The 21,638-nt window shown below is 65.4% G+C and carries 25 protein-coding genes; 18 read left to right on the top strand and 7 right to left on the bottom strand.

The annotated features are described in order from the left end of the window. Nucleotides 1-200 precede the first annotated feature (200 nt). From E4K64_RS26965 to E4K64_RS40585, 11 genes are all read left to right on the top strand, one after another. Nucleotides 201-797, top strand: coding sequence for a superoxide dismutase (locus E4K64_RS26965; RefSeq protein ID WP_028134201.1), 597 nt, complete (start codon nucleotides 201-203; stop codon nucleotides 795-797). Nucleotides 798-1,070: 273 nt separating this feature from the next. Next, on the top strand, nucleotides 1,071-1,682 hold the full coding sequence (locus tag E4K64_RS26960; protein ID WP_135166183.1) for a permease: 612 nt from the start codon (nucleotides 1,071-1,073) through the stop codon (nucleotides 1,680-1,682). Further along, nucleotides 1,679-2,179, top strand: coding sequence for a hypothetical protein (locus E4K64_RS26955; protein ID WP_135166182.1), 501 nt, complete (start codon nucleotides 1,679-1,681; stop codon nucleotides 2,177-2,179). Before E4K64_RS26960 ends, E4K64_RS26955 begins: the two co-directional genes overlap by 4 nt. 41 nt (nucleotides 2,180-2,220) lie before the next feature. Then, a complete protein-coding gene (locus E4K64_RS26950) occupies nucleotides 2,221-2,445 on the top strand; it encodes a hypothetical protein (RefSeq protein WP_135166181.1) in 225 nt (74 codons plus the stop codon). Between the two features lie 2 nt (nucleotides 2,446-2,447). Continuing rightward, complete coding sequence (locus E4K64_RS26945; protein WP_167772279.1) at nucleotides 2,448-3,203, top strand: metal ABC transporter ATP-binding protein; 756 nt, start codon at nucleotides 2,448-2,450, stop codon at nucleotides 3,201-3,203. A gap of 6 nt (nucleotides 3,204-3,209) precedes the next feature. Next, nucleotides 3,210-4,079 carry a metal ABC transporter permease gene (locus E4K64_RS26940; RefSeq protein ID WP_135166179.1) on the top strand — a complete coding sequence of 290 codons (870 nt, stop codon included), beginning with the start codon at nucleotides 3,210-3,212 and terminating at the stop codon, nucleotides 4,077-4,079. Nucleotides 4,080-4,081: 2 nt separating this feature from the next. Further along, entirely contained in the window at nucleotides 4,082-4,945 is an 864-nt protein-coding gene (locus E4K64_RS26935; protein WP_135166178.1) for a metal ABC transporter solute-binding protein, Zn/Mn family, read from the top strand. Nucleotides 4,946-5,000: 55 nt separating this feature from the next. Further along, the gene (locus tag E4K64_RS26930) at nucleotides 5,001-6,047 is read left to right on the top strand and encodes a CobW family GTP-binding protein (RefSeq protein WP_126259434.1); all 1,047 of its coding nucleotides are present in this window, start codon (nucleotides 5,001-5,003) and stop codon (nucleotides 6,045-6,047) included. After that, nucleotides 6,047-7,066: a WD40 repeat domain-containing protein gene (locus E4K64_RS26925; protein ID WP_167772278.1), complete on the top strand. Its 1,020-nt coding sequence runs from the start codon at nucleotides 6,047-6,049 to the stop codon at nucleotides 7,064-7,066. The genes E4K64_RS26930 and E4K64_RS26925 overlap by 1 nt, the downstream gene beginning before the upstream one ends. Before the next feature lie 30 nt (nucleotides 7,067-7,096). Continuing rightward, the gene (locus E4K64_RS26920) at nucleotides 7,097-7,813 is read left to right on the top strand and encodes an MgtC/SapB family protein (RefSeq protein WP_135166176.1); all 717 of its coding nucleotides are present in this window, start codon (nucleotides 7,097-7,099) and stop codon (nucleotides 7,811-7,813) included. A 101-nt stretch (nucleotides 7,814-7,914) separates the two neighbouring features. Then, nucleotides 7,915-8,247 carry a hypothetical protein gene (locus tag E4K64_RS40585; RefSeq protein ID WP_167772277.1) on the top strand — a complete coding sequence of 111 codons (333 nt, stop codon included), beginning with the start codon at nucleotides 7,915-7,917 and terminating at the stop codon, nucleotides 8,245-8,247. 133 nt (nucleotides 8,248-8,380) lie between these two features. Here the strand turns inward: E4K64_RS40585 and E4K64_RS26910 are convergent, their stop codons facing one another. The 5 genes from E4K64_RS26910 to E4K64_RS26885 all read right to left on the bottom strand — a co-directional run bounded on the left by E4K64_RS26910 (nucleotide 8,381) and on the right by E4K64_RS26885 (nucleotide 13,230). Continuing rightward, the gene (locus E4K64_RS26910) at nucleotides 8,381-9,823 is read right to left on the bottom strand and encodes a homospermidine synthase (protein WP_135166175.1); all 1,443 of its coding nucleotides are present in this window, start codon (nucleotides 9,821-9,823) and stop codon (nucleotides 8,381-8,383) included. Between the two features lie 64 nt (nucleotides 9,824-9,887). Then, complete coding sequence (locus E4K64_RS26905; RefSeq protein ID WP_135166174.1) at nucleotides 9,888-10,277, bottom strand: RidA family protein; 390 nt, start codon at nucleotides 10,275-10,277, stop codon at nucleotides 9,888-9,890. A gap of 145 nt (nucleotides 10,278-10,422) precedes the next feature. Beyond that, entirely contained in the window at nucleotides 10,423-11,010 is a 588-nt protein-coding gene (locus E4K64_RS26900; RefSeq protein ID WP_135166173.1) for a GNAT family N-acetyltransferase, read from the bottom strand. A 132-nt stretch (nucleotides 11,011-11,142) separates the two neighbouring features. Beyond that, nucleotides 11,143-12,285, bottom strand: coding sequence for a type III PLP-dependent enzyme (locus E4K64_RS26895; RefSeq protein ID WP_126259440.1), 1,143 nt, complete (start codon nucleotides 12,283-12,285; stop codon nucleotides 11,143-11,145). 690 nt (nucleotides 12,286-12,975) lie between these two features. Further along, on the bottom strand, nucleotides 12,976-13,230 hold the full coding sequence (locus E4K64_RS26885) for a hypothetical protein (RefSeq protein ID WP_045004054.1): 255 nt from the start codon (nucleotides 13,228-13,230) through the stop codon (nucleotides 12,976-12,978). Nucleotides 13,231-13,370: 140 nt separating this feature from the next. On the opposite strand from E4K64_RS26885, the gene E4K64_RS26880 reads away from it, so the two are divergent. The 3 genes from E4K64_RS26880 to E4K64_RS26870 are packed head-to-tail and all read left to right on the top strand — an operon-like array spanning nucleotide 13,371 to nucleotide 17,223. Next, on the top strand, nucleotides 13,371-15,452 hold the full coding sequence (locus tag E4K64_RS26880) for a M3 family metallopeptidase (RefSeq protein ID WP_135166172.1): 2,082 nt from the start codon (nucleotides 13,371-13,373) through the stop codon (nucleotides 15,450-15,452). Continuing rightward, nucleotides 15,452-16,093 (top strand): DUF1007 family protein, encoded by a 642-nt coding sequence (locus tag E4K64_RS26875; protein WP_135166171.1) that lies wholly within the window; start codon nucleotides 15,452-15,454, stop codon nucleotides 16,091-16,093. Before E4K64_RS26880 ends, E4K64_RS26875 begins: the two co-directional genes overlap by 1 nt. Continuing rightward, entirely contained in the window at nucleotides 16,090-17,223 is a 1,134-nt protein-coding gene (locus tag E4K64_RS26870; RefSeq protein WP_209311990.1) for a nickel/cobalt transporter, read from the top strand. The genes E4K64_RS26875 and E4K64_RS26870 overlap by 4 nt, the downstream gene beginning before the upstream one ends. A gap of 33 nt (nucleotides 17,224-17,256) precedes the next feature. On the opposite strand, the gene E4K64_RS26865 is transcribed toward E4K64_RS26870, so the two are convergent. Next, nucleotides 17,257-17,655: an MAPEG family protein gene (locus E4K64_RS26865; protein WP_135166169.1), complete on the bottom strand. Its 399-nt coding sequence runs from the start codon at nucleotides 17,653-17,655 to the stop codon at nucleotides 17,257-17,259. 82 nt (nucleotides 17,656-17,737) lie between these two features. Between E4K64_RS26865 and hemH the strand changes: the two genes are divergently transcribed. The 3 genes from hemH to E4K64_RS26850 all read left to right on the top strand — a co-directional run bounded on the left by hemH (nucleotide 17,738) and on the right by E4K64_RS26850 (nucleotide 20,492). Then, the gene (gene hemH, locus E4K64_RS26860; protein WP_135166168.1) at nucleotides 17,738-18,775 is read left to right on the top strand and encodes a ferrochelatase; all 1,038 of its coding nucleotides are present in this window, start codon (nucleotides 17,738-17,740) and stop codon (nucleotides 18,773-18,775) included. Nucleotides 18,776-18,989: 214 nt separating this feature from the next. Further along, nucleotides 18,990-19,994: an SPFH domain-containing protein gene (locus tag E4K64_RS26855; protein ID WP_135166167.1), complete on the top strand. Its 1,005-nt coding sequence runs from the start codon at nucleotides 18,990-18,992 to the stop codon at nucleotides 19,992-19,994. Nucleotides 19,995-20,048: 54 nt separating this feature from the next. After that, on the top strand, nucleotides 20,049-20,492 hold the full coding sequence (locus tag E4K64_RS26850) for an NfeD family protein (RefSeq protein WP_135166166.1): 444 nt from the start codon (nucleotides 20,049-20,051) through the stop codon (nucleotides 20,490-20,492). 114 nt (nucleotides 20,493-20,606) lie between these two features. Here the strand turns inward: E4K64_RS26850 and E4K64_RS26845 are convergent, their stop codons facing one another. Then, a complete protein-coding gene (locus E4K64_RS26845) occupies nucleotides 20,607-20,969 on the bottom strand; it encodes a winged helix-turn-helix transcriptional regulator (RefSeq protein ID WP_135166165.1) in 363 nt (120 codons plus the stop codon). Nucleotides 20,970-21,042: 73 nt separating this feature from the next. On the opposite strand from E4K64_RS26845, the gene E4K64_RS26840 reads away from it, so the two are divergent. Beyond that, the gene (locus E4K64_RS26840; protein WP_135166164.1) at nucleotides 21,043-21,594 is read left to right on the top strand and encodes a carboxymuconolactone decarboxylase family protein; all 552 of its coding nucleotides are present in this window, start codon (nucleotides 21,043-21,045) and stop codon (nucleotides 21,592-21,594) included. The last annotated feature ends 44 nt before the right edge of the window (nucleotides 21,595-21,638 follow it).

The following is a 21,638-nucleotide window of genomic DNA, read 5'->3' as shown; positions in this document are numbered from 1 at the left end:
ATAAGCGCCTCAAAGGCAATGATATTTTGCATCGAGCCACCAGCACGGCGGAGGTCTTCGCGTGCTGCGACGATTTTATGCAATCGAGCCAAGCGTCCCCGTCACGTGTTTTCGAAATTCTGAGGTATTTAACGGCGACGGAACCTTCTATAAGGGGTGACCGTTAGAACTCGTTCCCCACCAGTTGCGGACAAGAACCCATGACCTTTACGCTGCCCCCACTCCCTTACGCCTATGACGCCCTCGGCCAGTACATGTCGAAGGAGACGCTGGAATTCCACCACGACAAGCATCATCAGGCCTACGTCACCAACGGCAACAACGCGCTCAAGGGAACCGAATGGGAAGGCAAGTCCCTTGAGGAGATCGTCAAGGGCTCGTTCGGCAAGAACCCCGCGGTGTTCAACAATGCCGGCCAGCACTACAACCACATCCACTTCTGGAGCTGGATGAAGCCCAATGGCGGCGGCACCAAGCTGCCGGGCAAGCTCGAGAAGAAGATCAACGAGGACCTCGGCGGCTTCGAGAAGTTCAAGACCGACTTCCAGGCGGCCGGCGTCGGCCAGTTCGGCTCCGGCTGGTGCTGGCTCCAGGTCAAGAACGGCAAGCTCGAGATCTCCAAGACCCCGAACGGCGAGAATCCGCTGGTGCACGGCGCCACCCCGATCCTCGGCTGCGACGTCTGGGAGCACTCCTACTACATCGACTATCGCAACCGCCGTCCCGATTATCTCAAGGCGTTCGTCGAGAACCTCGTGAACTGGGAATACGTGGAGTCCCTGTTCGAGAAGGCCTGAGTGTCATTCCGGGGCGCGCGAAGCGCGAACTATGATGCGCAATTGCGCATCTGAGAATCCGTTTATCCGTTCGGGGTGAGGCTCGATGGATTCCGGGCTCGGCGCTGATGCGCCGCCCCGGAATGACAAAAAGGCGGTCGCATGAGCGGCCGCCTTTTTGCTGTGCGGAATTGCCCTGCACGGGGCGCGTATCGGCCTGTGATCGTTCCGTTTGCATCGCCCGGCCGGCGCTTCTAATCAGTACGGGCATCCCCTCGATCCGACCCGAGCCCGTTGTCAGAACGTTCCCCGAAAATCCCGGCGCCGGCCGAGGACGCGGAGTCCGAGCCGCGGCCTGGGCGGGTGCGCAAGCCGATCGGCTGGTCGACCATCATCATCGCAGTTCTGGTCGCGGTGAGCGCGGCGCTGGTCTGGCGGCGTGACGGCACCGACGGCGTTCTCGACATCCTGACCCACGATCTCTCGCTGTTCTCAGGCATCCTGCCGCGCGTGCTCGCGGGCTGCCTGCTCGGGGCCTTCATCTCCGAGATCCTGCCGCACGAGAAAGTCTCGCGTTCGCTCGGGCCGAAATCCGGTTTGATGGGGCTTCTGATCGGCACCGCCTTCGGCGCGATCCTGCCGGGCGGGCCCTTCACCGCCTATCCCGTGGCGAGCGCTTTGCTGGCGGTCGGAGCCGATTTCGGCGCCACCATCGCCATGGTCGTGAGCTGGACCCTGATCGGCTATGGCCGGGCGGTGGCCTGGGAGATCCCGATCATGGGCACCGACTTTACATTGTGGCGGATCGTGATCTCGCTGCCTTTGCCGGTGCTCGCTGGTGCGCTCGGTCGCTTCGTCTATGTCCGGCTCTATCCGAAGCGCGCCAGCGACGAGGACGCGGCATGAGCGCCGCGCTTCTGATCGACATCCTGCTGTGGGGCTCGGTGCTTGGCGTCGGGCTGATCGCCTTTCGCCGCGGCCCGCCGGTGTTCAAAGCCTCGTTGCGCGAAGGCTCGATGGACTTCATCAACATCGTGCCGCGGATCGCGTTAGGGGTGATCGGCTCCGGCTACATCGCTGCCATCATCCCACAGGAGATGATCACCGGCTGGCTCGGGCCGGACAGCGGCTGGCTCGGCGTTGCGACCGCCGTGGTCGCCGGCGCGGCGACGCCGGGCGGCCCCGTGATCGGCTTCTCCATCGGCACCGTGGCGCTGAAGTCGGGCGGTGGGATGCCGCAGGTGGTGGCCTATGTCGTCGCCTGGGCCCTGTTTGCCTTCCAGCGGGTGATCTTGTGGGAAATCCCGTTCATGCCGGCCCGCTTCGTCTGGTTCCGCTGTGCCGTCTCGGTGCCATTCCCGTTCGTGGCCGCCGCCATCGCGATGGTGATCGGCAAGCCGTGACCGGCGTGGACAGGCGTAATGTTATAATATAACGTCCCGGCATGGTTCCCGCCGCGTCCCCCGTCCATCATCACGACCATGCCCACGGCCATTCCCATGCGCACGGGCACGACCACAGCCACGCCCATGTCCACGATGCCGCCTCGCCGCATCCCGCCCAGGCGGCGCCCTGGTCGATCCTGCGCATGACCATGGCCGCGCGCCTCGCGGCTGCGCTCGCCGTCTGTGCCGTGCTCTGGGGCGTGGTCTTGCTGGCGATGAGGTGACGATGGCGGCGCTGCACTTTCACAACGTGACGCTCGGCTATGACCGGCATCCCGCCGTGCACCATCTGAGCGGCGAAGTCGCGCGAGGTGCGCTGGTCGCCGTGATCGGCCCGAATGGCGCGGGCAAGTCGACCCTGCTGCGCGGCATCGTCGGCATTCTCAAGCCGCTCGACGGCAGCATCCATCTCGGCGGCCTCGACGCCAGGGACATCGCCTATCTGCCGCAGAGCGCCGAGATCGACCGCAGCTTCCCGATCTCGGTATTCGATTTTGTCGGCACCGGATTGTGGCGGGCTACCTCCCTGTTCGGCGGCATTGGCAAGGCTGCGCGCGGAAAGATTCTCCGTGCGATCGCGTCCGTCGGCCTCAACGGCTTCGAGAATCGCCCGATCGGCACGCTCTCCGGCGGCCAGATGCAGCGCGTGCTGTTCGCGCGCGTGCTGCTCCAGGACGCCAGCCTGATCGTGCTGGACGAGCCCTTCAACGCCATCGATGCCAAGACCACCGCCGACCTGCTCGCGCTGGTCAAGCAATGGCACAACGAGGGCCGCACCGTGCTCGCCGCGCTGCACGACATGGAGATGGTGCGCAACCATTTCAGCGAGACGCTGGTGCTGGCGCGTGGCCCGGTGGCGTGGGGACCGACCGCGGACGTGCTGACGCCGGAAAACCTGCTGGTCGCGATGCGGATGTGCGAGGCCTTCGACGACAGCGCCGCGGCCTGCGCCGCCGATGATATCAGCTCGCGGGCGGCCTGATATCCGATGCTCTATGACGCGCTGATCGGCCCGTTCACCGAATTCGAGTTCATGCGGCGCGCGCTCGCCGCCGTGATCGCGCTGGCGCTGGCCGGCGCGCCGATCGGTGTATTCCTGATGCTGCGGCGGATGAGCCTCGTCGGTGACGCCATGGCGCACGCGATCCTGCCCGGCGCCGCGGTGGGCTTCCTGCTCTCCGGTCTTAATCTGTTCGCGATGACGGCCGGCGGCCTGATCGCAGGCTTTGCGGTCGCGATCCTCGCCGGCGTGGTCGCGCGCTCGACCGGCTTGAAGGAGGACGCCTCGCTCGCCACCTTCTATCTCGCCTCGCTGGCGCTCGGCGTCACCATCGTCTCGATCAAGGGCACCAATATCGACCTCTTGCACGTGTTGTTCGGCAACATCCTCGCCATGGACGACCAGACCCTGCTGGTGGTGGCCTTCAACGCCACCGTGACGCTGCTCGTGCTCGCCGTGATCTACCGCCCCCTTGTGATCGAGAGCGTCGATCCCTTGTTCCTGCGCACGGTCAGCCGCGCCGGTGGCCCCGCGCATCTCGCCTTCCTCGCGCTGGTCGTGATCAACCTCGTCAACGGCTTCCAGGCGCTCGGCACGCTGCTTGCGGTCGGCCTGATGATCCTGCCGGCGGGCATCGCCCGGTTCTGGTCGCGAGATCTGACCGCGATGATCTGCATCGCGGTCGTCGCCGCCGCAATTTCCGGCTATGCCGGCCTCGTGCTGTCGTTCCAGACCCGCGTGCCGTCGGGCCCCGCGATCATCCTGGTCGCGACCGTGATCTACGTGGTCTCCGTCCTGTTCGGCCGCGTCGGCGGCATCGTCCGGCAGATGTTTCCCGGCCGGCATCTGGAAGCGTGACGATGCGGCCCTTCCTGCTTTGCGTGCTCCTGCTGATCGCCTCGCCACTTCAGGCCGCGGAGCGGCTGAACGTCGTCGCGAGCTTCTCGATCCTCGCCGATTTCGTTCGTAATGTCGGCGGTAACAGGATCAATTTGGCCACGCTGGTCGGCGCCGACAGCGACGTCCACGTCTACACGCCGCCGCCCGCCGATGCGAAGCGCGTCGCGGAGGCGAAGCTCGTCATCGTCAACGGGCTTGGGCTGGAGGGCTGGCTGCCGCGTCTCGTGCAGTCTTCCGGCAGCAAGGCGCAGGTCGTCACCGCCAGCGCCGGCATCACGCCGCTCAAGCTTGGCTCAAGCGCCGACCCCCATGCCTGGCAGTCCGTCCCCAACGCCAAGGTTTACGTGGCTGATATCGCCAATGCGCTGGCCGCGGCCGATCCTGACGCAGCCGACTTCTTTCGCACCCAGGCCAAGGCCTATCTGGAAAAGCTCGAAGCGCTCGACCGCGAGGTCCGCGAGGCCGTTGCCAAAATCCCAACCGAGCGGCGCAAGGTGATCTCCACCCACGATGCCTTCGGCTATTTCGCCGCCGAATATGGTATCCGGTTCGTCGCCCCCCTTGGTGTCTCCACCGAAACCGAGCCCAGCGCCCGGGACATCGCGGCCATCATCGGCCAGATCAAGGCCCAGAAAATCCCGGCTGTCTTCCTGGAAAATATCAGCGACGACCGGCTGATCCGGCGGATCGCGGCGGAGACCGGGGCAAAGGTCGGCGGGACCCTGATTTCAGACGGTTTGACCGGCGAAAAGGGGCCTGCACCCACTTACATTGACATGGTCAGGCACAATATAAAGGCCCTGACCAGCGCGCTTGACCATTAGGGCAGGGGCCACCCCGCCTCGCGTCGCGCGGAAATCGCCCGAAGCCGGAGTTGTTATGTCTGAAGCGACCTCCCAAAAAATTCCCGTGACCGTCCTGACCGGCTATCTCGGTGCCGGCAAGACCACGCTGCTCAACCGCATCCTGTCGGAAAACCACGGCAAGAAATACGCCGTCATCGTCAACGAATTCGGCGAGATCGGCATCGACAACGACCTCATTATCGGCGCCGATGAGGAAGTGTTCGAGATGAACAACGGCTGCATCTGCTGCACGGTGCGCGGTGACCTCGTTCGCATCATGGACGGCCTGATGAAGCGCAAGGGCAAGTTCGACGCCATCATCGTCGAGACCACCGGCCTTGCCGATCCCGCGCCGGTCGCCCAGACCTTCTTTGTCGACGAGGACGTGCAGAAGAACGCGCGTCTCGACGCGGTGGTGACGGTCGCCGACGCCAAATGGCTGTCCGACCGGCTCAAGGACGCGCCCGAGGCCAAGAACCAGATCGCCTTCGCCGATGTCATCGTTCTGAACAAGACCGACCTCGTCAGCAAGGGCGAGCTTGCCGAGGTCGAGGCCCGCATCCGCGCCATCAACCCCTATGCGAAGCTGCACCGCACCGAGCGCTGCTCGGTGGCCTTGGCCGACGTGCTCGACCGCGGCGCGTTCGATCTCGACCGCATCCTCGATATCGAGCCGGATTTCCTGGAGGCCGACGATCATGACCACGACCATGATCACCACCACCATCACGGCCACGATCATCATCATGATCACGGCCACGGCCTGAAGCACTACCACGACGAGGACATGCAGTCGCTGTCGCTGAAGACCGACAAGCCGCTCGATCCCAATATGTTCATGCCCTGGCTGCAGAACCTGGTGCAGGTCGAGGGCGGCAAGATCCTGCGCTCCAAGGGCATCCTCGCGTTCCACGACGACGACGACCGCTATGTCTTCCAGGGCGTCCACATGATGCTGGAGGGCAACCACCAGCGGAAGTGGAAGGAAGGCGAGCCGCGCGAGAGCCGCCTCGTCTTCATCGGTCGCGAATTGCCGGAAGAGGCGATCCGCAAGGGTTTCGAGAGCTGCATCGTCTCGTGATGAAAGAGTTTACGCCGCCTCCCGATTCCGCCTCGATCGTCTCCGTCACCGACCGCGTCAAGCCTGTCACGCTCGGCATGGCCGTGACCTCGGTGCATTTCCTCGGGGATCGTGCCGCCTTCGTCGGCGGCGAGGAGAACGTTGCCTTCGTCGACGCCAAGGGCGAGATCACCAAGGTCGCCGTGCACAGTGGCGGTATTCTCTCCACTGCCTTCGACGGCAAGCGCCTCGCAATGGGCGGCGACGACGGCAAGGTCGTCGCGCTCGATGCCAAGGGCGAGGTGACGCTGCTCGCGACCGACCCGAAGCGGCGCTGGATCGATGCGGTGGCGCTGCACGCCGATGGCGCGTTCGCCTGGTCGGCCGGCAAGACGGCCACCGTCAAGAGCGGCAAGGCCGAGGAGAAGTCGCTCGAGGTGCCCTCGACCGTCGGCGGTCTCGCCTTCGCGCCCAAGGGCCTGCGGCTCGCGATCGCGCATTACAACGGCGTGACGCTGTGGTTTCCCAACATGGAAGGGTCCGCCGAATTCCTGCCCTGGGCGGGCTCGCATCACGCCGTCACCTTCAGCCCGGACAACAAGTTCCTGGTGACCGCGATGCACGAGCCGGCGCTGCACGGCTGGCGGCTCGCCGACAACAGGCACATGCGCATGACCGGCTATCCCGGCCGCGTCCGCTCGATGTCGTGGAGCGCGGGCGGCAAGGGCCTCGCCACCTCGGGCGCCGACACCGTCATCGTCTGGCCGTTCGGCAGCAAGGACGGCCCGATGGGCAAGGAGCCCGCGATGCTGGCGCCGCTGCAGGCCCGCGTCTCGGTCGTCGCCTGCCATCCGAAGAACGACATCCTCGCCGCCGGCTACAGCGACGGCACCGTGCTGATGGTGCGCCTGGAGGACGGCGCCGAGATCCTGGTCCGCCGCAACGGCACGCCGCCCGTCGCCGCCATCGGCTGGAACGCCAAGGGCACGCTGCTGGTGTTTGCCGACGAAAATGGGGACGGCGGCCTGCTCGAGCTTTGATCTGTCATGGTTCCATCCGTATAGGGGGCCATGCGATTTCTCACGACTTTCCAGCTCGCCGATTTCGCGGACACGCTGGTCAGCCTGACCACGGCCTTCGTGCTGGGCACTCTGATCGGCGCCGAGCGGCAATATCGCCAGCGCACCGCGGGCCTGCGCACCAATGTTCTGGTCGCAGTCGGCGCCGCCGCCTTCGTCGATCTCGCCATGCAGCTGGACGGCGCCGACGGTGCGGTGCGGGTGATCGCCTATGTCGTCTCGGGCATCGGCTTCCTGGGCGCCGGCGTCATCATGAAGCAGGGCATGGACGTGCGCGGGCTCAACACCGCAGCGACGCTATGGGCTTCGGCCGCAGTCGGCTCCTGCGCCGGTGCCGACATGATCGCGCAGGCGGCCGCTTTGACGGTCTTCGTCATCGCCGGCAACATCATGCTGCGCCCGCTGGTCAACGCCATCAACCGCATCCCCCTGAACGAGAAGGCGCTGGAGGCGACCTACTATTTCAAGCTCGCGGTCGCGGCCGATGCCTTGCCTGACATGCGCGACCGCCTCGTCGAGAAGCTCGAGGGTGCGCAATATCCCGTGGCGGGTGTCGAGGTCGTCGAGATCGGCGAGGACATGCTGGAGATCGTCGCCAAGCTGGTCGCGAGCGCGATCGACCCGAACGAGCTGAACGCGGTGGCGACCGATCTGCAGCATCTGCCCGGCGTGCGCCATGCCACCTGGGAAGCCAGCACGACCGAGTAGGCGCGTCGTTTTGGCGCGCAGACGGGCAGATGCCGCCTTGCCGAGGATGGAACCCTGGTCGGTCGATTTCGTTGATCCCGCGGATAAAGGCGGTGATCGACATGCCCGGCCAACATGACAAGCACAGACTGAGTCTCGACCTGACAATCGCTGCCTCGCTGTTCGCGGCGGGACTCGTGGTGTCGGTGATGTCGCTCGCCCAGATCCGCGCCGAGAGCCGGATGCAGCTGGCGCAGGCGACGCAGCCGCTTCAGGGAACTCCGTCCGACGAGCAAAGCAAGGTGCCAGCGGAGGCCAAGCCCGGCGGCGACCGGCCGACCACGCCGGCCCCTGAGCCCGCGCGCCCCGATCCGCAGACGCAAGGCGCGGCGACCAGGCCGGCACTGCCGCCGGCACCGGCGGAAAAGATCGCGCCGCCGATCAAGGAGAAGTAGGTCTCTCCGTCATTCCGGGGCGCGCGAAGCGCGAGCCCGGAATCCATTGATCCGCAGATTCTGTCGCCCGATGGATTCCGGGCTCGCGCCAAGTGGCGCGCCCCGGAATGACGGGCAGAGAGAGGCGGGCCCCTCACCGCACCAGAATGTTCTTGAACTGCCAGGGATCGCTGGTGTCGATGTCCTCTGGGAACAGTCCCGGGCGGTCCGTCAGCGGGGTCCAGTCGGTGTAGAAGCCCTTCACCGGGCCGAGATAGGGCAGCTGGATTTCAAGGAGACGATCGAAATCCATCTCGTCGGCTTCGACGATGCCCTCGTTCGGGTTTTCCAGCGCCCACACCATGCCGCCGAGCACGGCGGAGGTCACTTGCAGAGCGGTGGCGTTCTGGTAAGGCGCGAGTTCGCGGGTCTCCTCGATGGAGAGCTGCGAGCCATACCAATACGCATTCTTGTCGTGGCCGAACAGCAGCACGCCGAGCTCGTCGATGCCGTCGACGATTTCGTCCTCTTCGAGGATGTGGTGCTTCTCCTGCATCTTGCCGGCGCGGCCGAACAGCTCATGCAGCGACAGCACGGCGTCGTCGGCCGGATGATAGGCGTAGTGGCAGGTCGGCCGATAGATCGCCGTGCCTGATGCGTCGCGCACCGTGAAGTAATCGGCGATCGAGATCGACTCGTTGTGGGTGACGAGGAAGCCGTATTGCGCGCCGCGGGTCGGGCACCAGGTGCGCACGCGCGTATTGGCGCCGGGCTGCATCAGGTAGATGGCAGCGCCGCAGCCGGCTTCGTGGGTATGCGCATTCTCGGGCATCCATTTCTCATGGGTACCCCAGCCGAGCTCCGACGGTTGCATGCCCTCCGAGAGGAAGCCTTCCACCGACCAGGTGTTGACGAAGACGTCGGGCTCTTTCGGCTTCTTGGAGCGCTGGGTGTCGCGCTCGGCGATGTGGATGCCCTTGATGCCGGCCTGCCGCATCAAATCCGCCCATTCGCCCTTGGTCTTCGGCTTGGGGGCATTGAGCTTCAGATCCGCGGCGACGTTGAGCAGCGCCTGCTTGACGAAGAAGGAGACCATGCCGGGATTGGCGCCGCAGCAGGAGACGGCCGTGGTCGAGCCTGCGGGGCGGGCCTTCTTGGCGGCCAGCGTCACTTCGCGAAGGGCGTAGTTGGAGCGCGCCTCCGGGCCCTTCGACGAATCGAAATAGAAGCCGAGCCAGGGCTCGTTGACGGTATCGATGTAGAGCGCGCCGAGCTCGTTGCAGAGCTCCATGATGTCGGTCGAGCCGGTGTCGACCGAGAGATTGACGCAAAAGCCCTGACCGCCGCCTTCGGTGAGCAGCGGAGACAGCAATTCGCGATAATTGTCTTTCGTCACGGCCTTCTGGATGAAGCGGACATTGTGCTTCTCGCAATGCGCCTTGCGGCCCTCGTCCTTGGGATCGATCACGGTGACGCGCGACTTGTCGTAATCGAGATGCCGCTCGATCAGCGGCAGCGTGCCTTTGCCGATGGAGCCGAAGCCGACCATGACGATGGGACCGGTGATCTTCGCGTAGATCTGCGAGGGAGGGCTCATAGGACGGTTTCTCCGGAACGTGCTGGCAGGCAAAGGGTGGGTGGATCAGGCGCTGCAGCGCTTGTCAGGCGCTGTGGCGCTTGGCGGTGACTTCGATCTCGACCTTCATCTCGGGCTTGGCGAGGGCGCTGACGACCAGCAAGGTCGCGGCCGGCCTGATGTCGCCGAGGACCTCGCCGCAGACGGCGAAGTGGGCATCGATGTAGTTGGTGTTGGTGACGTAGTAGGTCGCACGGACGATATCTGCCATCTCGAAACCGCCCTCCTTCAGGGCGGCTGCGATGGTCTTGAAGCAGTTGCGTGACTGGCTCGTGACGTCGGCCGGCATCGTCATCGTGCTGTAGTCATAGCCGGTGGTTCCCGCGACGAAGGCGAAATCGCCGTCGATCACGGCGCGGCTGTAGCCGACGGTCTTCTCGAGCGGAGAGCCGGTGGAGATCAGGCGACGGGGCATGGTTTGGGGCCTCGACTGAAGGATGTTTCGCGGGGTTAAAGGGCGTTTCTGGCGCCTGCGCAACCCCAAAGGAGCGGGCGTGACGCAGGCGCGGCCGGGCGTTGCCGCTCAGTGCGGCTCGGGTCGCCGCGATGAAAGCGATCCCTCAGGCCGCGCGCGCCGCAGGTGCGCGAACCGACCTCCGTTTGGGCAGGGCCGAACCGGTCGGGACGATCATCCCCTCGGCGCCGTCCAGGGCGCCATCGGTGAATTCGATCGCCAGCAGGCGGTCGCGTTCGAACGGGCCGGGCAGCGAAAGCCCAGCCGTCTTCTCCGCCGAGAAGCCGAAGCGGGCGTAATAGGAGGCATCGCCGAGCAGGATCACGGCTTCATGCCCGCGCGCCCGGGCGGCGGCCAGCGCTTGATGCATCAGCGCGGCGCCAATCCCGAGCTCGCGGCAGGCAGGATCGACCGCCAGCGGTCCGAGGACCAGAGCGGGCCTGCCTCCGGCGCTGACGTGCCACAGCCGCACGGTTCCCACGAGCTTGCCCTCGCGCACGGCCGACAGGGCGAGGCCTGCGGCAGGCGCGCGTCCGTCGCGCAGGCGCTGGCAGGTGCGGCCATGGCGGTCCTCGCCAAAGCTGGCATCGAGCAGCGCCTCACGGGCGGCGACGTCGACAGCACGCTCGCTGCGGATCGCAAACGGAGCGGCTTTCGAGGTGAGGGCGATCTGTGGCTTCCGAAAAGCAGTCATGGCGCACCAGTCCCCGCTTGAACGGACGTGCGGGCAGCACGCCGGTCCAAGACGTCGTCAGAAATCGAGATGTTGAGGAGGGAGCCGGCAAGCCGGCTCCCGGGTTCGTCAGGCCTCAGACAAAGAGGCGGATCAGATGTGGTACGTCTTCAGCGGCGGGATGCCGTTGAAGGCCACCGACGAGTAGGTCGACGTATAGGCCCCGGTGCCCTCGATCAGAACCTTGTCGCCGATCTCGAGCGTGACCGGGAGCGGATAGGGGTTCTTCTCGTACAGCACGTCGGCGCTGTCGCAGGTCGGCCCCGCCAGCACGCAAGGCGTCATGTCCGCGCCGTCGTGACGGGTGCGGATGGCGTAGCGGATCGACTCGTCCATGGTCTCGGCGAGACCGCCGAACTTGCCGATGTCGAGATACACCCAGCGCACCTCGTCCTCGTCGCTCTTCTTCGAGATGAGCACGACCTCGGACTCGATGATGCCGGCATTGCCCACCATGCCGCGGCCCGGCTCGATGATGGTCTCCGGAATCTGGTTGCCGAAGTGCTTGCGCAGCGCGCGGAAGATCGAGCGGCCGTAGGTCACGACCGGCGGCACGTCCTTCAGGTACTTGGTCGGGAAACCGCCGCCCATGTTGACCATGGTCAGGTTGATGCCGCGCTCGGCGCAGTCGCGGAACACCTGCGAGGCCATCGCCAGCGCACGGTCCCACGCCTTCACTTTGCGCTGCTGCGAGCCGACATGGAAGGAGATGCCGCACGGCTCCAGCCGGAGGCGCTTGGCGAGGTCGAGCACCTCGACCGCCATCTCCGGGTCGCAGCCGAACTTGCGCGACAGCGGCCATTCGGCGCCGGCGCAGTCATAGAGGATGCGGCAGAACACCTTCGCGCCGGGTGCGGCACGGGCGACCTTCTCGACCTCGGCGGCGCAATCGACCGCGAACAGGCGAATGCCGAGCGCGAAGGCGCGCGCGATGTCGCGCTCCTTCTTGATCGTGTTGCCGAAGGAGATGCGGTCGGGCGTCGCACCCGCGGCCAGCGCCATCTCGATCTCGGCAACCGTCGCGGTGTCAAAGCAGGAGCCCATGGAGGCGAGCAGGGCCAGCACTTCCGGCGCCGGGTTTGCCTTGACGGCATAGAACACGCGGCTGTCGGGCAGCGCCTTGGCGAAGCTCTGGTAATTGTCGCGCACGACCTCGAGGTCGACGACGAGGCACGGCTCGGTGTCGAGGCCATCCTTGCGCCGGTTGCGCAGGAATTCCTGGATACGTTCGGTCATGGCACTCTCCCAAACGGCCCAGCGACGGGCCCGTTCAAAACATGACGTCGGATAAGAGTGCTCTGGCCGGATCGCGCGATGGAGGCGCGACGAAGCCAAAAGACTCAAACCAGACTGTGCTGCCGTGGATTGGTTGGGAGTGTTCCCGCCCGCACACCTGGCAATGAAGGACAAGCCTTTTCAGTAGCCCGCGCCGGCGTTGGACTGCCGGTAGAGACCAAAAAAGCCCGATCCGTCGTTGCTTTAAGTCGCGTCCCCCGTTGAGAGCGGGGTGCGCCGGTTCGCCTCCGGCTGCCAGTCACGGTTGCAAAGAGCGAAGTCACCTTCGACAAGGCATCTCTTTGAGAGAGATGCTGGGCACTCCGGGTTTGCTTTGTCGTCTGACCTTCGAGCCTTGCGACCTTGGCCTTCCGACTTCCGCACTTCCGAAGAGCCCCTCGGCTTCTTCACCCCTTGGCGGCTGTCCGGCCTCTTGTCCGGATACCTACCGACTGACACACGACCACAGGCACGTGCGAAATTGGGCAAGTCCGCACATAAGTGTTTTGACTCGCCTTCGCAAGAATTTTTTTAGGCTGCGGACAGAATTGCCTAACATCTGCTTGCGCGGTGTTGCGCGAGCGACGCGGAAGATGAACGGGCGTTAAGTTTCTGTGGCAGCGCGCGCGTCTCTCGCGCGCGCGAGAGGCGTCAGCCGCGCTTCGTGAAGGGCTCGACGCGCTGAGCCGCGCGGATGAAGGCGGTCATCACGAGCACGCCGAGTGCAAACAGCACGGCCTGGAGGATGTGCGCGCCCTGGTCGCCGAGCCCGAACAGGATCGCGAGCGCCCATCCGCCGGCGAACGCCGCGCCGAACACTTCGGCGCCGATCAGGATGGCGGCGCTGATGACGGTGATGACGCTGGGCCAGACGATCTGACGGGAAGACGAGGAAGGCGCGTTCATGAGCTTAGGGGGTCCGTGGTCCATCGAGGGCCGCAATCTCCCCGAAAAGGCGGCCGGGAGCAAGGCCAAATGGCCCAAAAAAGCCCCATCGCGTGCTATAGCTGGCCGCAACAATCGAGCCATGAAAACCGGGACTTGCAATGTCAGACCCCCGCCAAATTACGGACTCCGAGACCAATCCGCTGCTGAAGGCCTGGGTGACGCCGTTTGCGACCCCGCCCTTCGACGAGATCAAGCCGGAGCACTTCCTGCCGGCGTTCGAGCAGGCCTTCGCCGACCACTCCGCCGAGATCGCGGCGATCACCAATGATCCCGCCGCGCCCGACTTCGCCAACACCATCACGGCGCTGGAGCGCTCGGGCAAGCTGCTGAGCAAGGTCGCGGCGGTGTTCTACGATCTGGTCTCGGCGAATTCCAATCCGGCCATCCTGGAGATCGACAAGGATGTCTCCTTGCGGATGGCGCGGCACTGGAATCCGATCATGATGAACGCCGTGCTGTTTGGTCGCATCGCCCAGCTGCACGAGAACCGCGCCGATCTCGGTCTTTCGCCCGAGCAGCTCCGCCTCTTGGAGCGCACCTATACCCGCTTCCACCGCGCCGGCGCCGGCCTGTCCGAGGAGGCCAAGACCCGGATGGCCGAGATCAACGAGAGGCTCGCCCAGCTTGGCACCGGCTTCAGCCATCATCTGCTCGGCGACGAGCAGGACTGGGTCATGGAGTTGGGCGAGGCCGACCGCCAGGGCCTGCCGGAGAGCTTTGTCGCCGCCGCCAAGGCTGCGGCGGAAGAGCGCGGGATGGACGGCAAGGCCATCGTCACGCTGTCGCGTTCCTCGGTCGAGCAGTTCCTGAAGAGCTCGGCCCGGCGCGACCTGCGCGAGAAGGTCTACAAGGCCTTCATCGCCCGCGGCGACAATGGCAATGCTAACGACAACAACGAAACCATCGTCGAGATCCTGAAGCTGCGCGAGGAGAGCGCGAACCTCCTGGGCTATCCGACCTATGCTGCCTACCGGCTCGAGGATTCCATGGCCAAGACGCCGGACGCGGTGCGGGGCCTGTTGGAGCGGGTCTGGAAGCCGGCGCGTGCCCGGGCGCTTGCCGATCGCGACGAGATGCAGGCGCTGATCACGGCGGAGGGCGGCAATTTCAAGCTCGCCCCCTGGGACTGGCGCTTCTATGCCGAAAAGCTGCGCCTTCAGCGCGCCAATTTCGACGATTCCGCGATCAAGCCATACCTCGCGCTCGACAACATGATCGCCGCCGCCTTCGACTGCGCCACGCGGCTGTTCGGCGTCACCTTCGAGGAGCGCAAGGACGTTCCGGTCTGGCACCCCGACGTCCGGGTCTGGGAGATGAAGGACAGGGACGGCAAGCACAAGGCGCTGTTCTACGGCGACTACTTCGCGCGCCCGTCGAAGCGCTCCGGCGCCTGGATGACCTCGCTGCGCGACCAGCAGAAGCTCGACGGCGACGTCGCGCCGCTGGTTCTCAACATCTGCAACTTCGCCAAGGGCGCCGACGGCGAGCCCTCGCTGCTGTCGCCCGACGATGCCCGCACCCTGTTCCACGAGTTCGGCCACGGCCTGCACGGCATGCTCTCCAACGTGACCTATCCGTCGCTGTCGGGCACATCCGTGTTCACCGACTTCGTCGAGTTGCCGTCCCAGCTCTACGAGCACTGGCAGGAGCGGCCCGAGGTGCTGCAGAAGTTCGCCCGCCACTACCGGACCGGCGAGCCGCTGCCGGACGACCTGCTCCAGCGTTTCCTTGCCGCGCGCAAATTCAACCAGGGCTTTGCCACCGTCGAGTTCGTCTCCTCGGCGCTGATCGACCTCGAATTCCACACCCAGCCGGCCGCTGCCGCGCAGGATGTCCGTGCTTTCGAAAAGCAGGAGCTGGCGAAGATCGGCATGCCCGAAGAGATCGCGCTGCGTCACCGTCCCACGCAGTTCGGCCACATCTTCACCGGCGACCATTATGCCGCCGGCTATTACAGCTACATGTGGTCGGAGGTGATGGACGCCGACGCCTTCGGCGCGTTTGAGGAGGCCGGGGACATCTTCGATCCCGCCGTGGCAAAACGCCTCCACGATGACATCTACGCCTCGGGCGGATCGGTCGATCCGGAAGCCGCCTATGAGGCCTTCCGCGGCCGCCCGCCGGAACCCGATGCGCTGCTGCGCCGGCGGGGCCTGCTCGACAACGCCGAGGCTGCCTGATGGGCACGATGCGCCGTCTGTTTGGACTGCTGCTCGCCGCTGGCCTGTCGCTCGCCGCGGGCGCGGCGAGCGCGCATCCGCATGTCTGGATCACCGCCACCAGCGAGCTGCTTTATGCTGCGGACGGCACGATCACCGGCGTCCGTCACGCCTGGACCTTTGACGACATGTTCTCGGCCTATGCGGTGCAGGGGCTCGAGAGCAAAACCAAGGGCGCCTATACCCGCGAGGAGCTCGTGCCGCTGGCGCAGACCAATGTCGAGTCGCTGAAGGAATATGCCTACTTCACCTTCGCGCGAGCCGACGGCAAGAAGGAACGTTTCCAGGAGCCGGTCGACTACTTCCTCGACTACAAGGACACCGTGCTGACCCTGCACTTCACGCTGCCGCTGAAGAATCCGGTCAAGCCCAGGCAGCTGGTGCTCGAAGTGTTCGACCGCTCGTTCTTCATCGATTTCCAGATGGCCAAGGACCATCCGGTCAAGCTGGTCGGCGCGCCCGCCGGCTGCCAGATGAAGCTTGACCGGCCGAGCGACGGCACCGCGACCGCGCAGAAGCTCAACGAGCAGACCTTCATGAACGGCGAGAACACCAATTTCGGCATGATGTTCGCCAACAAGATCACGGTGGATTGCCCTTGAAGCCGCAACTCCCTCCGCTCGCGCGCGGGCTGCTCGCCGGCGCGGCCGTCGTGCTGGCGGTCAGCGTGGCCGATGCCGCGCTCCACGATCTCCTTGCGCAGAATCCGTTCGGCGCGCCGCGCCCGGCGCAGGCGGCCGAGCCCGAAGCCAGCGGCCTCATCGGCTGGCTGCTGGCAAAGCAATCGGAATTCTATCGGCAGATGTCGTCGACGATCCGCGCCGCGAAATCCGACGGCTCGGCGGTATGGACGCTGCTCTTCATCTCGTTCGCCTACGGCATCTTCCACGCCGCCGGCCCCGGCCACGGCAAGGCGGTGATCGCCTCCTATCTCGTCGCCAACCGCGAGACCGCGCGGCGTGGCATCGCGCTGTCGTTTGCCTCGGCGCTGATGCAGTCGCTGGTGGCGATCCTCATCGTCGGCATCTCGGCCTGGGTTCTGAATGCGACCGCGAAGACTATGTGCAAGGCGGAAGGGGTGATCGAGATCGCGAGCTACGCCCTGATCGCGCTGTTCGGGCTGCGCCTCGTCTGGGTCAAGGGCCGCACCTTCATCCGGGCGCTGCAGGCGGCCCAGCCGGTGCCCGCGATCGCCGGCGTGCCGCACCATCATGATCATCACCATCATCATGATGCTCACGATCATCACGGTCACGGCCATGATCACCATCACCATCACCATCACCACGATCACGGCCATGGGCACGCCCATGCCCATCACGGGCATGACCATGTCCATGACGAGCATTGCGGCCATTCCCACGGCCCCACGCCGAGCGAGCTCTCCGGCCCCGGCGGATGGCGGCGTGGTTTTGCCGCGATCCTCACCGTCGGCATCCGTCCCTGTTCGGGCGCCATCCTGGTGCTGGTGTTCGCGCTGGCCCAGGGCCTGTTCTGGGCCGGCATCGCCGCGACCTTGCTGATGGGGCTTGGCACCGCGATCACGGTCGCGGCGATCGCGGTCGTCGCCGTCTCCGCCAAGGACATCGCCGCGCGCCTCAGCGCCGGGCGCGACGGCGGCGGCGCGCTGTTCATGCGCGGCATCGAATTCGCCGCCGCCGGCGTCGTGCTGCTGTTCGGTGCGGGCCTGCTGTTCGGCTACATCGCGGCTGAGCGGACCACGTGTTTTTAGCCGAACTGTCGTCCGGGGACACGACAGATTACCTCACACCGGCAGGAACCGCTTCAAGGCCGGCATGAAGAAGATCCCGAGATTGATCGCAAAGCCGACGCTCCAGAGGATCGAGCGCAGCGTCGGTCGGTTGCCGAGATAGGTCAGCACATAGGCGAGGCGGACGATGAGGAAGAGGGCCGCGAGTTCGTCGACGAGGCGCTGCGGCGAATCCCGGTATTCGGCGAGCAGCACCGCAAAGGCGAAGAACGGGAAGGTCTCGATGCCATTCTGGTGCGCGCCGAGCGCACGCTGCGACAGCGCGTCCTCATAGAAGGCGGGGTCCCGCGGCCGGGAATTGTCGAAGCGCCGAAACCTGATCCATTTGACCGCGGCGATCGTAGACAGATAGAGCAGCAGCGCTCCAAAGACGCACCATTCCGCGAGTGTCATCGTCGTTCCTCGGCCTGGGTGCGACCCTAACGAAATCGGCCTCATCTTGACAAGTTCGGACCAACGCGCGACCCACACAGGCATGACCAGTGTCGTCCCCATCGAGACCGGAAAACCAGCCGCCCAATCCGCCTTGCCGCGCGTCGGCGTGCTCCTGGTCAATCTCGGCACGCCCGACACCGCCGACGCGCCGGGCGTGCGGGTCTATCTGAAGGAGTTCCTCAGTGACGCCCGCGTCATCGAGGACCAGGGCCTGATCTGGAAAGCCGTGCTGAACGGCATCATCCTGCGCAGCCGTCCCCGCACCAAGGCGCTCGATTACCAGAAGATCTGGAACACCGAGAAGAATGAATCGCCGCTGAAGACCATCACGCGGTCGCAAGCCGACAAGCTCGCCGCGGCACTGTCGGACCGTGCCCACGTTATGGTGGACTGGGCGATGCGCTACGGCAATCCTTCGATCAAGTCCGGCATCGACGCGCTGATCGCGAAGGGCTGCGAGCGTATCCTCGCGGTGCCGCTCTATCCGCAATACTCCGCCTCGACCTCGGCGACCGTCTGCGACGAAGTGTTCCGTGTGCTGGCGCGCCTGCGCAACCAGCCGACGCTGCGGGTGACGCCGCCTTACTATGAGGACGCGGCCTATATCGAGGCGCTCGCGAGCTCGATCGAGACGCATCTGGCGAGCCTGCCGTTCAAGCCCGAGCTGATCGTTGCGTCCTTCCACGGCATGCCGAAATCCTATGTCGAGAAGGGCGATCCCTATCAGCAGCACTGCATCGCCACCACCGAGGCGCTGCGCCGCCGGCTCGGCATGGACGAGACGAAGCTGCTGCTGACCTTCCAGTCGCGCTTCGGCAATGCCGAGTGGCTTCAGCCCTATACCGACAAGACCATGGAGCGGCTCGCGAAGGAAGGCGTGCGCCGCATCGCGGTGGTGACGCCGGGCTTTTCCGCCGACTGCCTGGAAACGCTGGAGGAGATTGCGCAGGAGAACGCCGAGATCTTCAAGCACAATGGCGGTGAGCAGTTTTCCGCGATTCCCTGCCTCAACGACAGCCAGCCCGGCATGGACGTGATCCGCAGCCTGGTGTTGCGCGAGCTGCAGGGCTGGATATGACAGGCGCCTGCACCGCAATATTAACCTTTGCCGCTAGGTTCGCTCCCGCATCCTTCAAGAGCCTCCCTCCAAATACATAATCGTCGCGATTCCGCTCCGTCCGCCTTGTGCAGATTTGCACTGATGCCGACGTTACGCGCGACCGCTGAACCGGTAAGGTCGTGTTCCCGACCAATGACAGCGCGGGAAAGGCCTTTCCTGACTTGGAGGAAATATGAGCGGTTTCGACATTTTCGCGATTGTTCTCGTCTTGCTCGTCATCGTCACGCTGGTGGCCGGCGTGAAGACGGTGCCGCAGGGCTATGACTGGACCATCGAGCGGTTCGGCAAATACACGCAGACGCTGAGCCCCGGCCTCAATTTGATCGTGCCCTATTTCGATCGCGTCGGGCGCAAGATCAACATGATGGAGCAGGTGATCGACATTCCCGAGCAGGAGGTCATCACCAAGGACAACGCCACCGTGACGGTGGACGGCGTCGCCTTCTACCAGGTGTTCGACGCCGCGAAAGCAAGCTACGAGGTTTCCAACCTGACGCAGGCCATCACCGTCCTGACCATGACCAACATCCGTTCGGTGATGGGCGCGATGGATCTCGACCAGGTGCTGTCGCATCGCGACGAGATCAACGAGCGCCTTTTGCGCGTTGTCGATGCCGCGGTCTCGCCCTGGGGCCTCAAGGTCAACCGCATCGAGATCAAGGATATCGTGCCGCCCGCCGACCTCGTCGAGGCCATGGGCCGGCAGATGAAGGCCGAGCGCGTCAAGCGCGCCGACATCTTGGCCGCCGAAGGCCAGCGCCAGTCGGAGATCCTGCGCGCCGAGGGCGCCAAGCAGGGTCAGATCCTGCAGGCCGAAGGCCGCAAGGAAGCCGCGTTCCGCGACGCCGAGGCACGCGAGCGTTCGGCGGAGGCGGAAGCGAAGGCCACGCAGATGGTGAGCGAGGCCATTGCCAAGGGCGACGTCGCCGCGTTGAACTATTTCATCGCGGACAAATATATCAAGGCGTTCGGCCAGTTCGCGGAGGCGCCGAACCAGAAGATCATCATGCTGCCGATCGAGGCCACGAGCATGCTCGGTTCGCTCGCCGGCATCGGCGAGATCGCCAAGGCGACGTTCGGCGAGAGCGCGGCCTCTGGGTCCGCCGCCGCTCGCCGCCCCGGCTCAGTGCCCCCGACCGGCAGCATGCCGCCGGCGGTGCCGCCGCGGCAGGGATAGTCACCGGCGCATGACCCTTCGCTAGGGCTTGCGCCAATGATGGAAGATCGCGTCATGACCGACATGTTCGTATCGCTCGGCACCTGGAACTGGCTGATCTTCGGCTTCGTCCTGATGGCGCTGGAGGTGCTGGCGCCGGGCATATTCCTGTTCTGGCTTGGGCTCGCCGCGCTGCTGGTGGGTTTGATCGCGTTCGCCGTGACCACGTCCTGGCAGCTGCAGCTGGTGATGTTCGCGGTGTTCGCCGCCGCCGCCGTGCCGGTGTGGCGCCGCCTGGCCCGGCCGAAGCCGGATGCGAGCGCCAGCCCCTTCCTCAACAAGCGCGCCGAGGCCTTGCTCGGGCGTGAGTTCACGCTGGAGAAGCCGATCATCGACGGCAGCGGCACTATGCGCATCGGCGACACGGTTTGGCGCGTGGCGGGCCCCGACACGCCCGCCGGAACGCGGGTGAAGGTGGTGCAGGTGGACGGTGCCAATCTGACGGTCGCGGCGGCGTAGCTCTCTTCGCCTCTCCCCGCTTGCGGGGAGAGGCCGGATTGCATCGCAGATGCAATCCGGGTGAGGGGGACTCTCAGCGAGTCCGTCTCTCACCGTCTCCGCGGAGGCTCCCCCTCACCCCGACCTCCCCCGCAAGCGGGGAGAGGGGGAAAGGGCCTTCCACCTCTCCGCAAACCGGTGCAGCGGCATGAACGTCTCGCACAGGTCCCGTCCCAGCGCCGTCAGCCCATAACCTCCGCCTTCGCCAAGCTCGACGAACCCCGCCTCGCGCAGCTCCGTCAGCCGTGCCTGCAGCACCGTCGGCGAGGCCTCGTCGCAGGCGCTGCGCAACGCGCGGGAGGTGAGGGGCTCGCCGCGCAACTCCCACAATATCCGCAGGCTCCAGCGCCGCCCGAGCAGATCGAGCAGCGCCATGATCGGCCGTCCGCTGCGCGATGCCCGCACCCGAGGCGTCGTCGTGCCGGGCTTCTTGGCCATCGTCACCCTCTTGCGGTTTGCTACAGATAATGTAGCGTTATGCTACGGTAATTGTAGCAACGAGAGACGGCTCGTGTCCCCATCCACGCCGCGCATTGCGCCGCTCATCCCGCCTTATCCCCCGGAGATCCAGGCACAGTTCGACCGCATCATGCGCGGCGCGCCGCCGCTGCTGCTGTTCCGGGTGATGGCAGGTCACGGCCGCGCCTGGGACAAGTTTCGTGCCGGCGGCTTGCTCGATCCCGGCCCGCTCTCGCTGCGCCAGCGCGAGATCGTCATCGACCGCACCTGTGCGCTGAACAGATGCGAATATGAATGGGGCGTGCATGTCGCTGTTTTCGCCGGGCCGGCGAAGCTCGCCGAGGACGAGGTGCGTGCGACCGTGCAAGGCGATGCGATGTCGGCCTGCTGGTCAGCGGCGGAGCAGGCCCTGATCGCGGCCGTCGACGCGCTGCACGCCCGTGCGACGTTCACCGACGAGGAATTCGCCGCGCTCTCGGCGCATTACGACGAGGCGCAGATCCTGGAGATCATTTTGCTGTGCGGATTCTATCGCACGGTGTCGTATCTGGCGAACGGGCTGCGGTTGTCGCTGGAGGAGAAGGCCGCGCGGTTTCCGCAATGAATCCCTTGCCGTCATTCCGGGGCAAGCGAAGCGTGAGCCCGGAA

This window comes from Bradyrhizobium frederickii (assembly GCF_004570865.1).
GTDB lineage: Bacteria > Pseudomonadota > Alphaproteobacteria > Rhizobiales > Xanthobacteraceae > Bradyrhizobium > Bradyrhizobium frederickii.
Note: the sequence above shows the minus strand (reverse complement) of the source record. Positions and strands in the feature narration are given on the sequence as shown.